General features: G+C 27.1%; 9 protein-coding genes. All 9 read left to right on the top strand.

From position 1 onward, the window contains the following. Positions 1-873: 873 nt before the first annotated feature. The 9 genes from asnS (at position 874) to thrS (ending at position 12,909) form a co-directional block, all read left to right on the top strand. Positions 874-2,385, top strand: a complete 1,512-nt coding sequence (gene asnS / locus AYWB_RS03285) for an asparagine--tRNA ligase (RefSeq protein ID WP_011412949.1) — start codon at positions 874-876, stop codon at positions 2,383-2,385. A 245-nt stretch (positions 2,386-2,630) separates the two neighbouring features. Next, positions 2,631-3,737, top strand: coding sequence for an ABC transporter ATP-binding protein (locus tag AYWB_RS03280; protein WP_041639945.1), 1,107 nt, complete (start codon positions 2,631-2,633; stop codon positions 3,735-3,737). Then, the gene (locus tag AYWB_RS03275) at positions 3,738-4,679 is read left to right on the top strand and encodes a carbohydrate ABC transporter permease (protein ID WP_011412947.1); all 942 of its coding nucleotides are present in this window, start codon (positions 3,738-3,740) and stop codon (positions 4,677-4,679) included. A gap of 26 nt (positions 4,680-4,705) precedes the next feature. Beyond that, positions 4,706-5,587, top strand: coding sequence for a carbohydrate ABC transporter permease (locus AYWB_RS03270; protein ID WP_011412946.1), 882 nt, complete (start codon positions 4,706-4,708; stop codon positions 5,585-5,587). Beyond that, a complete protein-coding gene (locus tag AYWB_RS03265; RefSeq protein ID WP_011412945.1) occupies positions 5,571-7,211 on the top strand; it encodes an extracellular solute-binding protein in 1,641 nt (546 codons plus the stop codon). The genes AYWB_RS03270 and AYWB_RS03265 overlap by 17 nt, the downstream gene beginning before the upstream one ends. Before the next feature lie 34 nt (positions 7,212-7,245). Continuing rightward, the gene (locus AYWB_RS03260) at positions 7,246-8,196 is read left to right on the top strand and encodes a DHH family phosphoesterase (protein WP_011412944.1); all 951 of its coding nucleotides are present in this window, start codon (positions 7,246-7,248) and stop codon (positions 8,194-8,196) included. 163 nt (positions 8,197-8,359) lie between these two features. Next, positions 8,360-9,742, top strand: coding sequence for a tRNA uridine-5-carboxymethylaminomethyl(34) synthesis GTPase MnmE (mnmE, locus tag AYWB_RS03255; RefSeq protein ID WP_011412943.1), 1,383 nt, complete (start codon positions 8,360-8,362; stop codon positions 9,740-9,742). Positions 9,743-9,810: 68 nt separating this feature from the next. Beyond that, positions 9,811-10,749 (top strand): DHH family phosphoesterase, encoded by a 939-nt coding sequence (locus tag AYWB_RS03250; protein ID WP_011412942.1) that lies wholly within the window; start codon positions 9,811-9,813, stop codon positions 10,747-10,749. 234 nt (positions 10,750-10,983) lie between these two features. Beyond that, positions 10,984-12,909, top strand: a complete 1,926-nt coding sequence (gene thrS / locus AYWB_RS03245) for a threonine--tRNA ligase (protein WP_011412941.1) — start codon at positions 10,984-10,986, stop codon at positions 12,907-12,909. Positions 12,910-13,645 lie beyond the last annotated feature (736 nt).

Genomic DNA, 13,645 nt, shown 5'->3' with positions numbered 1-13,645 from the left:
TTTAATATTACCTTTAATATTTTATTTATTATATTATTTTTTTATATTTATTATTATTATGAAGCACATTTTTTCGTTCCTAAATTCAAAAAACATTGTTTTAACTTTATTTTTAACTTAAATTAAGGAAAAATTTAGTAACATTTTAGGAACTATTTTTAACAGTTTAGAAAAAATTTATTTTTAACAACTATTTTTAATTTTTTTTTATCTTCACGCTTTTTCTAAAAAAAATAAAATTATTCAATAAAATAATAACATAAAAAGCCACAGTTTTTAGGAACAAAAAGAATAACTTTTTCCTAACTTTAAAAAAACTTTCTTTTTAAAAAAGAAGGAACAATTTTAGGAAATATTAAATTTTATTTTAATACTTTTTTAATTTAGTTTTTTACAAATAAAAATTAATCTTTTTAAAAATTTGGGAACATTTTTTAAAACTTAAGAACATTCAATCCTATTTTTTCCTAACTTTTATTTTTATTTTTTATTCTAATTTATTTCGTTTTTTTCAAAAAAATATCAAAATATAACTTAAAAATGATAAAATAAATTTGTAATTGTTTTTTTAATTCTTTCATTTTTTTGTTATTTTTATAATCTTTTTTACTTTTTTAATTAAGATGTATTAATTTCTTAAAATTTCAAGTTTTTATTGTATATCATTATTTTAATTAAAAAAATAAACAAAAAAATATTTTTCATATTACTAATTCTACTACTCTTTTTTCCTCTCCTTTTTTTCTTTTACAATTTTTAAAACATTTTACCATCATTTTTTTCTTTTTTTATTTGTATTCTTTTCATTTCGCTTTTTTTATTTACAACAAAATATTACAACATTAAATAAAAACAAAGGATTAGTAAATTACAATGAAAATTTCTATCAAAGATATTTTTCAAAAACCAGAGTTATTTTATCAAAAAAAAATATTATTAAATGGTTGGGTTAGAAATTGTCGTTATCAAAAAAAATTAATTTTTATCGATTTAAATGACGGTACTTTTTTGGAAAATTTACAAATTGTTTGTAAAGAAATCAAAAACATCGAAACTGCCGACATTAACGAATTTCAAGAAAATCAAAAATTCAACAACAACAACAAATCTTCAAATAACATTAATTTAGAAAAATTAAAAGAAATTTTGCAAATTGGGGCTTCTTTGCAAGTAGAAGGTATTCTAAAAGCAACCAATAATCTCAAAACTCCTTTTGAAATTAGTGCCCAAAATATTTCTCTTTTAGGCACAAGTGATTTTTCTTATCCACTTCAACCCAAAAAACATTCAAAGGTTTTTTTGAGACAAATATCTCATCTAAGAGTGCGAACTAAACTTTTTGGAGCAGTTTTTCGCATTAGAAATACAGCTTTTTTTGCCCTTCACAGTTTTTTTCAAAAAAAAGGCTTTTTTCATATCAACACTCCCATTATCACTCCTAATGATGGAGAAGGCGTGGGTGAATTATTTCAAATTACAACCCTTAATTTAGAAGTTTTGCCACAAACAAAAAACATTCCAAATGCTTTCAAACCTGTCAACGAAAATACCAGTAAAAAAGGAATTGATTATAAAAAAGATTTTTTTGGCAAAAAAGTTTTTTTAACAGTAACAGGTCAACTAGAAGCAGAAGCGATGGCTTTGGGTTTGAATAAAGTCTACACTTTTGGTCCTACTTTTAGATCTGAAAAATCAAATACTACAAGACATGCCGCTGAATTTTGGATGTTAGAACCTGAAATGGCTTTTTGCGATTTATCTCAAAATTTAAAAGTCGCCCAAGAAATGTTACAATTCGTTATTTCTAAATGTTTAGAACAAAATTATCAAGATATAGAATTTTTGGACAAGACAGAAAAAAACGGTTTAATTGAAGAATTACAAAACATCGCTGAGGAAAAAGAATTTTTGACAGTAAAATACGAACAAGCTTTAGAAATTTTGCAAAAAAGTAACACCAAATTTGAAAATCCCCTTTTTTATGGAGTCGATTTGGCAACCGAACATGAAAAATACTTAACCGAAAAACACTTTAAAAAACCTGTTTTTATTGTTGATTGGCCCAAAGAAATTAAAGCTTTTTACATGAAAAATAATCCCGATCAAAAAACAGTAGCCGCAATGGATCTTTTGTTTCCACGTGTAGGAGAATTAATTGGTGGATCACAAAGAGAAGAAAATTTATCAGTTTTAATTGAAAAAATGAACCAAATGAAAATTTCTCAAAAAGATTTGGAATGGTATTTAGATTTGCGCCGTTTTGGTGGATGCATTCATTCAGGTTTTGGCTTAGGATTTGAAAGACTTCTAATTTTTTTAACAGGATTAGACAATATTCGTGATGTAATTGCTTTTCCAAGAACTTATCATAATTTGGTTTTTTAATTATCAGTATCATTTTTTATTTATTAATTTCCAAAAAATTTAAAACTTTTTTAATCTTTTTCTTAAATATTTTTTAATAATAAAATGTTTTTAGAAACATTTTTTTATTTTTTGTTGGGGTTTTCGCTTTTGCTTATTTAAAAAACAAAAAAATAAAAAACGTTAAAAATAATAAAACCAAACCAAAATAAAAACCAAAATCACAAAATTAAAAGCCAAAAAGCTAAAAATAAGGAATGCAAAAAATGGGTATAAAATTAGAACAAGTTTCTAAAATTTTCATTGAAAAAAAAACTAAAAAAGAAACTTATGCTGTAAAAAAAATTGACATCAATATTCCTAAAGGAAAATTAGTGAGTCTTTTAGGTCCTTCGGGTTGTGGCAAATCAACTACTCTTTACATGATTGCAGGACTTCATCCTATTTCGTCTGGAAAAATATTTTTTAGCAACAAAGATGTCACTAACTTACCTATTGAAAAAAGAAGTATTGGTTTAGTTTTCCAAAATTACGCCCTATATCCTCATATGACAGTTAGACAAAATATTTCCTTTCCGCTGGAAAATTTAAAATTTTCACGCGACATTATTGTGCCAAAAGTAGAAGAAATTGCCAAGTTAGTGGGAATTGCTGATCATTTAGATAAAAAACCTCAGCAACTTTCAGGCGGACAACAACAACGCGTTGCAATTGCCAGAGCTTTGGTAAAAGAACCTCAAGTTTTGCTTTTGGACGAGCCCTTATCCAACTTAGATGCAGGTTTACGCCTCAAAACTAGAGAAGAAATTAGAAGAATCCAACGAAAAACCGGAATCACTGCTATTTTTGTCACACACGACCAAGAAGAAGCAATGTCTATTAGTGATGAAATTTGTTTAATGAATAAAGGACAAATCCAACAAAAAGGTGCTCCTCAAGAAGTTTATGCTAATCCTAACAATTTGTTTGTTGCCAAATTTTTAGGTAATCCGCTCATATCTATTTTTGAAGGAAAAATTACTTTTGGAAAAGTAACTATTGGAGATTCACTTCTTTTTGATTTTTCTTCTAACAAAACTTTAAAAAATCTAAAACAAGAAATCTATGTAGCCATTCGTCCTGAAAGTTATTGGTTTGATACAAACGGTAATTTTGAAATCGAACCTCTCTTTTTAGAAAATGTAGGCAGAAATTTAATGATGTTAGCAAGACATCCTCAAGCTGTTAAAAACACTTTCCGCCTTGTCTTTGATGAAAAAAGTAAAGATATTATTTTTCCCCAAGGATTTGTTGCCAAGAAAAAAATTAGATTTCAAATTAAAGAAAATAAGTGTTTTCTTTTTGATAAAAAAACCGAAAATAGGATTTTTTAAATGTCATTGCTAAAAAAACTTTTCCATCACAATTCCACTAAATATTCCAAACACAATCATTGGTATTATTTGGCACCTGCCTTAATTCTTATGGTTTTATTTAATTTTTATCCTTTGGTAAAAACGCTTTTTATTTCTTTGGATAGTAGATATAATAAATTTGCAGATACATTTTCTTATTCATTTAATTTTTCCAATTACACTACTACTTTTTGTGATCCTGATTTTAGAACCACTCTTTTTAACACTTTTTTACTTGTTTTTACTGCTGTTCCTATTTCTATTTTTTTATCTTTAATGATTGCCTTAGCACTTAAAAGTGTTTATAATCATTTTTTAAAAAATATTTTTCAAACCATTTTTTTCCTTCCTTATTTAACAAATCCTGTTATTATGGGAATGGTTTTTGCAGTTATTTTTTATCACAATAGTTTTGGCATCCAAGTGCGTCCTGAAGGTTTTTTTAATTCTTTTTTTGGGATCCAAAAAGATTGGATTAACATTGCAGCTCCTTATTCACATAAAATGTTTGTTTTAATTTTTTATGTAGTGTGGAAATCCCTTCCTTTCCAAATTTTAATTTTTAGTGCGGGATTAAAAAACATTAGTAAAGATTATTACGATGCTGCTAGAATTGACGGCGCTACCAAAATAACTATTTTTAGAAAAATTACTCTCCCCCTACTTACTCCTACTATTTTTTATCAACTTATTATTACAATAATTCAAGTTTTTAAAGAATATGAATCTGTTATTGGAGTTTTTGGTAGTTCCGATACTACTAAGGTAAATACTGTGGTAGGCTATATTTATCAACAATTAGAAGGAACTTTAATGGATTCTTATTCCAGAGGCGCTGCAGCCACTGTTATTTTGCTTTTAATTTCTATTCTTTTTACTGCCATTAATTTTTTCTTTTTTGAAAAGAAATTAAATAAATAATAAATAAGGAACGAACCTTGATAATTATGTCAAATAACAAAAAAAAACTCATTTTTGCTAAACTTAAAAAACATTTACCCAAAGTTTGTGCCACTTTTATCAAATACTTTTTTTTATCTCTTTTTGCTCTTTTTTTGGCTATTCCTTTTTATTGGATGCTAAATTTAGCTCTACAAGACAATCCTGCTTATCCTAGTTTTTTTCCTAAAGATTTGACGTGGAACAACTTTTCTTTTTTATTTACCCGTTATAGTTTGTTTTCAACTTTTTTAAAAACCCTTGTTGTTGTTTTTTTCTCTACTGTTTTAGGTATTTTTGTCTCTGTTATAACTGCTTTTGCTCTTAGTATTTTAGAATTTAAAACTAAAAAAATTATATTAGGAGTCTTTTTAATCACAACTATGATAACTACTGAAAGTATGTTTTTAACTAACTATCAAACAGTTGCGCGCCTAGGTTTTGTTGATTCTGGTCAAGGTACGCGCGTTTTTGGTGGCATTTATTTAGCAATGATACTTCCCTTTCTAATCAATGTATTTCATATTTTTTTATTAATGCAAAATATCAAAAAAATTCCCAAAGAACTCTATTTATCTGCCAAAGTTGATGGTAGTAGTGATTGGATTTTTTTATACAAAATTTTAACTCCACTTTTAAGAGATAATATCATTAATATCATTATTTTTAGAGCAGTTGCTGCTTGGAATGCTTACTTATGGCCTGAACTTGTAGGTGGAAAATTGCTTACTAATATGATTAGAAATATTTTTGACTCTGAAAAAAACCAACATTTAGTCAATCAACAAATGGCAGCTACTGTTTTGATGACATTACCTTTAGTTTTGTTGTTCGTTTTTTGTAAAAGATATGTTTTAGAAGGAAAATTAAACAGTGGTATCAAAGGATAAATTAAAAATCATTCATTTTTTTACTTTCTTATTTGTCATTTTAGCATCTATTGTATTATTTCCTAAAATTGATTCTAATGCTTTAAGAAATAATCATGAACAAGAATTAAAAGAAATGCTTACTAAATATAAAGATAAAGATAGTGAAGCATGGAAAAAATTCCTAGCAAAACCGATCGAAATTGTTTTTTGGCATCGTTTAGATCCTGAAAAAGAAAAAGAAAAACCGAAAACTGTTTTAGAAGAAATTATTGAAAATTTTAGAAAAGATTATCCTAATATCAAAGTAAAAACAGAATATAAACCTAGTTGGAGTGGGATTGTTAAAAACATTAATGTAGCTCTTCCAGCCAACAACGAACCTCATTTAATTGTTTCTTATGCTGATCATTTAGTAAATTATTATGAATCAGGTAAATTAGTTCCCCTTGATGGATTTAAAGAACACACCAATTCAAAAATTAAATTAGAACCTTGCCCAGAAACAAATCCTCCAACAGAAAAAAAAACATATTTTTATCCCAATTTTGAAGATGAGGCTCAATTGCCTTTAGGTGATGAAAAAGAACCAGGGAAATGGTATTCCTTGCCATTTTCTAAATCTATTGAATTGATGTATTATAATCAAGATTATTTTAAACATTTAAAAGAAACAATTAAAAAAGAACAAAAAAATGAAATCGATTCTGATTTTAAATCTTATTTTGAAAATTATGAATCTAATTTTGAAGGCAAACTTAAAGATGGTATTACATGGGAAAAAATGGAAAATTTATGCAAAGTAATTAAACAAGTTGACCCTGAAAAAATCCCTATTTCTTATGATTCTGAATCTAATTTATTTATTGTATCTTCCGAACAAAGAGGAATTGAATATACAACTTCACCAACTAAAAAAGATTCATCAAGTCATGAAGTAGGAGTGCGCTTTAATAATCCAGATGCTAAAACAATGATTAAAGATTTTAAAAAATTTTATGATAAAAAATATTTAATTACTCGTAAATTATCTGGTGAAAGCTATACTACTCATTTATTTATGAATCAAAAAATTTTAATGGATATTTCTTCTTCTAATGGATTTGAATATATTTCTAAAGCTCCATTTAAAGTAGGAGTAACTTCAGTTCCTTATTGGAAAAAAGGAAAACAAGGTCTTGATTCAGGTAAAAGAAAAGTTTTACAACAAGGATCCAATATTAATTTATTTTATAAAAAAGATAAAGATGAAGTGCTTGCTTCTTGGTTGTTTTTAAAATATTTAACTTCAAAAAAAACAAATGAAAAATTAATCAAAAAAATTAGCCAATTTCCTACTCATCCTTGTTATGAAAAAAGCGTTAAACCAGAAAAAATAAATTTTGAAAATTCTTCCAAAAATAAAGATTCTAAAAATTCAGAACTAAATAAAGATATTTTTGAATTTATGAAAGAAGAAAGAGAAAAAGACAAAGATTCATCTAAAAAAGGCAACCCCATTTATTTTTTTTCTCCCACTTTTAGAAAATCCCAGATTTCACGTATAGTTGTAGAAAAATTAGTAATAGATTGTTTTTTAGATAAAGACTTAGACAAAAACATCGATAAATTATTTAACGAAGCTCAACAAAAAGCAGAATCATAAAAATTTATTAAAATTAACAAATTAAAGGAACATTATGAAAATTATTTACAATAAAATTAAAGCTTTTGAAACAATTATTATTCACGGACACACCAACCCAGATGGTGATTGTTACGGAGCTCAACTAGGTTTAAAAGATGCAATTACAGCAACTTTTCCTCAAAAAAAAGTTTATGTAGTAGGACAACAAAATCCTTCTTTATCTTTTGTAGGTGTGATGGATGAAGTTTGTGATTCTTTGTACCAAAACGCTCTTGCTATTGTCGTTGATTGTGGTCAAGAAAACAAAATTAGTGACCAAAGATTTAAATTAGCCAAAGATACAATTAGAATTGATCATCATTTATTAATAGATAATTACTGTAATTATCAATGGGTAGATGCTAATTATTCTTCTTGTTCTCAAATGATTTTTGAATTTAAAGAAAAATGCAATATGAAATTAACTTCTAAAGGTGCTTTGGCTATTTATGTAGGTATGGTAACTGATACTGGTAATTTTTGTTTTGATAGAGTTGACCAAAAAACCCTCAAAGCTGCTTCTTCCTTACTTGCTTTTGATCTTTATGTATCACAAATATTTTTTCACCTCAATAAAGAAACTCTTGCTTTGTTTCAATATAAAGCCTATATTTATCAAAATGTAGTTACTTCCCAAGGCTTTGTTTACGTTTTTATTTCTCAAGAAACATTGAAAAAATTTAACTTACATATTGACGTTGCCGCAAGTTTAGTTAATATTTTGGGTAATTTAGAAAATCATCCAATTTGGGCTTTTTTCTTAGAACAACCAGATTTAACAATTAGAGCTCGTATTCGTTCTCGTGGTCCTGAAATTAATTCCATTGCTAGACAATTTAAAGGCGGAGGTCATCTCAGAGCTTGTGGTGCTACTTTAAAAAACAATCAAGAAATGAATCTTTTCATAGCTAAAATAAAAGATTCAATTAAAGCTTTTGAAACCAAATCCCAAAACCAAAACTAATTAACAATAAAATTAACCAAACAAAACTTTTTTATTTTGATAATTTTTTCCCCTTTTCCTTTCGATTGTATTTTTTTCATATTATAAATTATAAATATCAATTTAAAACAACATTCAATAAATGAAAAGATTACAAAAACAATAAAGAAAGGAGACCCAATAAATGTTTTTTGATACTATTGCTGCTATTTCAACTCCTTTAGGAACAGGAGGAGTTAGTGTAATTAGGGTTTCTGGCAACAATTCTATTACAGAAATAAATAAAATTTTTAAAGGCAAAAACCTTATCAAAGCCAAAACACATACCATTACTCACGGTTTTATCCTTAATAAAGACCAAACTATTTTAGATGAAGTTTTGATTTCTGTTTTTAAAACTCCTAATTCTTTTACTGGAGAAAATGTCGTAGAAATTAATGCTCATGGCGGTATTTTAATTACTCAAATGGTTTTAGAAAGAATTTTGTCATTAGATATTAGATTGGCTTTTCCAGGTGAATTCAGTCAAAGAGCCTATCTTAATGGGAAAATGGACCTAATTCAAGCTGAATCTATTATGGACCTAATTCATGCCACTAATGAAAATGCCATTAAAATTGCTAATTCTGGTTTGCAAAAATATACTTCTCAATTAGTGACTTCATTGCGCGACCAAATTCTTAATTTAATTGCTCAAATTGAAGTTAATATTGATTATCCTGAATATGATGATATTCCTCAAATCACCCAACAAAAAATTGCTTTGGAAGTCCAAAGTTTAATCAAACAATTAGAAAATATTTTGAGCCACTCCCATAAAAATAGATATCTTAAAGAAGGAATAAAAACTTTAATTATTGGACGTCCTAATGTTGGTAAATCAAGTCTTCTTAATGCTTTTTTAAATGAAAATAAAGCTATTGTTTCTGATATTTCAGGCACTACCAGAGATTTTGTTGAAGCTTATTTTAATTGTCGAGGTTTTACTCTTCATTTAATTGATACTGCAGGAATTCGTAAAACTGATGATCCCATTGAAAAAATAGGAATTTTAAGAACAGAAAAAATGCTTTTACAAGCAGAATTAATTTTATTAGTTTTAGACCAAAGCAATTATTTGCAAGAAGAAGATATCCAACTTTTGCAATTAACCCAAAATTATCCTCGTATTATTATAGGAAACAAAGTGGATTTGAAAAGTGATAAATTAATTTCTTCCCTTTGTGATTACTCTTCCCAATTAACTCCACAAGAAATTATTTCAGTTTCAAGCTTGGATAAAACAGGGTTTTTTGAGTTACAACAAACAATTTTAAAAAAATTCCAATTAAATGATATTAAGCCCAAAGATTTTAATTATTTTTCTAATGCAAGACACATTAATCAAATCCAAATTGCTCTTCGATCTTTTCAAGATTTGCAACAAGCCCTTTTGCAATCAATGCCAATAGATATTTATTCTATTGATCTTACTAAAGCCTATCAAGCATTAGGACAAATTATAGGTGAAAATCAAGAAAATAGTTTAATTAAAGAATTGTTTTCTAAATTTTGTTTAGGAAAATAAAAATAAAAATAACTAACATCATTTTAATTAAACTAATATTTTAACAAATTACAAAGAAAGGAACAAATATGAAATTTATTGAAACCCAAATTAAAGCCTTTGATACTATCGTTATTCATGGACATAAAAATCCTGATGGTGATTGTTATGGTTCTCAACTAGGTTTGAAAAATATGATTCAAAATACCTTTCCTCATAAAAATGTTTATGTGGTTGGGCAAACCAAAGATCATTTAACCTTTTTGGGTCAAATGGATGTAATAACTGATGAAACTTACCAAAATTCTTTAGTAATTGTAGTTGACTGCGGCAATACTCAATCCATCAGCGACCAAAGATTTAAACTTGGAAAAGTTGTTATTCGAATTGATCATCATATTTTAATTGAAAATTACGGTAATTATCAGTGGGTTGATGATTCTTTTGGTTCGTGTTCTGAGATGGTTTACTTGTTAAAAGAAAAACTCAACTTAAACCTAACTTTTAAAGGTGCTTTGGCTATTTATGTGGGTTTAATTACAGATACTGGTAATTTTAGGTATCATAGAGTAAGCTCCCAAACTTTAAGAATTGCCTCAGAATTGCTTAACTATGGTATTGATGTTGCTTTGGTGGAACAAAATATTAATAAAGTAACACTTAATTTTTTAAAATATCAAGGATATATATGTCAAAATATTGTTGCTTGTGACGGTTTTGCCTATGTTTATGTGAATCAACAAATTATTGAACAATTCAACATTAATTTAGAAGAGGTTTTTTTGTCGATTAATATTTTATCTAATATTAAAAATTTTCCCTTTTATGCTCTTTTTTTTGAACATCATGATTCTAAAATTCAAGTGCGTATTTGTTCTAACGGACCGCAAATTTATCATATTGTTCAAAAATATGGTTGTAAAGGTCACCTAAGAGCTTGTAGTATGTTTTTGCCATCCGAAAAAGAAATTTTGCCTTTTGTTTCTACAATAAAAAAAGAAATTGCACCCTTTTTCAAAACAACTTAAAAATTTATTTTTAAAATAATAAAAACCAACAAACCAATTACTAAAATCCCCCCCTTTTCTTGTGATTTGTGTTATAGTTTTGTTATATTTTATTTAATTTTAGTGCAAATTACACATTATTATTTAAATAAAATTTTTTATACTTTACTATTTTCCTCATTATCTTTATTCATCTTTTTTTCACCAACTTCTTAAAAGATCAAAAAACTAAAAACTACAAAAGAAAGGGTTTTTATGATTAAAATAAGCTTTTTTGACAATCAAATACAAGAATTTATTTCAGGCACAACTCCTTTGGCAATTTGGAAAGAACATTTATCTGAACATTTCAAAAAACCAGTTGCAGCCCTTTTTAACAACCAACCAATCGAACTTGATTTTCCTTTGAAAAAAAATGGCAATTTAGAAATTTTAACAGAATCTGATCCTAAATCTTTGGAAGTTCTTAACCATAGCACTGCTCACCTTATGGCGCAAGCCGTTGCAAGACTTTATCCAGATGCCCTTTTTACAGTAGGACCTGCCATTAAAGAAGGATTTTATTATGATATTGATTTTCAAAAACACACCATTTCGGAAAAAGATTTTCTTACTATTGAAAAAGTAATGCATCAAATTTCTTTGGAAAACCACAAAATTACAAGAGAAGAAATTTCTTTCGAAAAAGCCAAAAAATTATTTGCTTACAACCCTTATAAACAAGTTTTGCTGGAAAAATTTCGCGACCAAACTATCAGTATTTATCGTCAAGGAGAATTTTTTGATCTTTGTCGTGGTGTTCATGTGATCAAAACAAATCTTATTAAACATTTTAAAATTTTAAAAATATCAGGAGCTTATTTTCAAGGAGATGCCAAAAACAAAACTTTGACCCGCATTTATGGCACTTCTTTTTTCAAAAAACAAGCGCTTGCTGACTACTTGCAACTTTTGGAAGAGAGAAAAGAACGTGACCACAAAAAAATTAACAAAGAACTGGATTTATTCATGTTTAATAAAGAAGTTGGTTTGGGACTTCCCTTTTGGCTTCCTAAAGGAGCTACTGTAAGGCGTATCGTTGAAAGATATATCGTTGACAAAGAATTAAGCTATGATTATCATCATGTCTACACACCCATTATGGCAAATACCGAACTTTACCGTATTTCGGGACATTTGGACCATTACGCTTCTAATATGTTCCCCATTATGTCTTTGGAAAATGGCGAAAAACTAGTTTTAAGACCAATGAATTGCCCCCATCACATGATGATTTATAAAAAAAATCCTCATAGTTATAAGGAATTGCCTTTGCGTATCGCTGAATTAGGAATGATGCATCGGTTTGAAAAATCAGGAGCTGTTTCTGGGTTACAAAGAGTAAGAGAAATGACTCTTAATGATGCTCATATTTTTGCCCGTCCTGACCAAATCAAAGAAGAGATAAAAAAAATTATTAATTTAATTTTAGAAGTTTATTGTGATTTTAATATTAAAAATTATGAGTTGCGTCTAAGTTATCGCAACCCTAACAACACAGAAAAATATTTTAATGACGACCAAATGTGGTATAACGCTGAAAAAACCCTCAAAGAAACTATTAAAGAATTGGGCTTACCCTTTAAAGAAGCAATCGGAGAAGCTGCCTTTTATGGTCCTAAATTAGATGTGCAAGTGTTTAATGCCCTAGGCAACGAAGAAACACTATCAACAGTACAACTTGATTTTTTACTTCCTCAAAAATTTGATCTTACTTTTATTGGAGAAGACAACAAACACCATCGTCCTGTTGTAATTCACCGCGCAGTTGTTTCTACTATGGAAAGATTTTTAGCTCATTTAGTAGAAGAAACTAAGGGTGTTTTTCCTTTATGGCTTGCTCCTGTACAAGTGCTTTTAATTCCTGTGTCTGCTCCTCTACATTTCGAATTTAGTCAAAAAATTAAAGAAACATTACAATTACAAAATTTCAGAGTAGAAATTAATTCCAAAGATAACACTTTGGGCTATAAAATTAGAGAAGCACAAAAATTAAAAATTCCTTATCAAGTTGTAATTGGCGACCACGAAATGATTAACAATTTAATTACTTTTAGAAAATATGGCTCTCATTTACAAACCACAATTAAAGTTGATGAGTTTGTTTCTTTATTAAAAGACAAAGTTTTGCAAAAAAAATAATCTCTTAATTGTAAAAAACAATAAAACAAAACAAATAAATTTTCATAACGCAAAATTTTAAATCCTAAACTATTTATATAGTTTAGGATTTTTGTAACAAAAAAAACAAAAAATTTAAATAATATTTTATTATAAATTTTTTAAAGAAAAAAGTATTTTAAATATTTTGGTGATAATTTTTGAGTTTGGTTTGTTTTATGAAATTTTTAAAATTTTTTATTATTTCCTCCTTCTAAGAAATTAAAAAAACTATGGTATTTTTGGAGGGTTATAATTATTTTGGCATCAAAGATTTAAAATATAATATGCAAAACTTAAAAGAAAAAAGGTTTTTTTAGATTACAAAACCCAAAATATAGTTAATTATCTTAGTGTTTGTGCTAAATTTATATTATTTTTTCTTATTTTTTTTAAGTTTTATAGTTTCTTATATTAATTTAAATTCTCAAGAAAAAATTATTAATTTTGCCGCACATTTTTAAAAAAATTTAACAAGTTTTTTTATTAATAACAAGCATTCTACCTTCTATTATTATAGTTTTTTTTCTTTAATAGCTTATTTGGTATTAATCTTTTTTTCCTATAAGCGCTTATCTGATGTCTATATGCACAGGTTTTATTTTATGCAGTTTCACTAATTTTTTGGAGGCATTGGAAAAATATAGTTTTTATATTATGGCAAAAATTATTATCTTGGTTATTTTCATTTCTTTTTCATCAGCATTTTTGCTTGTGG

Origin of the sequence: Aster yellows witches'-broom phytoplasma AYWB (assembly GCF_000012225.1) — a bacterium.
In the GTDB taxonomy this organism is placed as follows: domain Bacteria; phylum Bacillota_I; class Bacilli_A; order Acholeplasmatales; family Acholeplasmataceae; genus Phytoplasma.
This window is presented reverse-complemented; position numbering and strand designations above follow the sequence as displayed.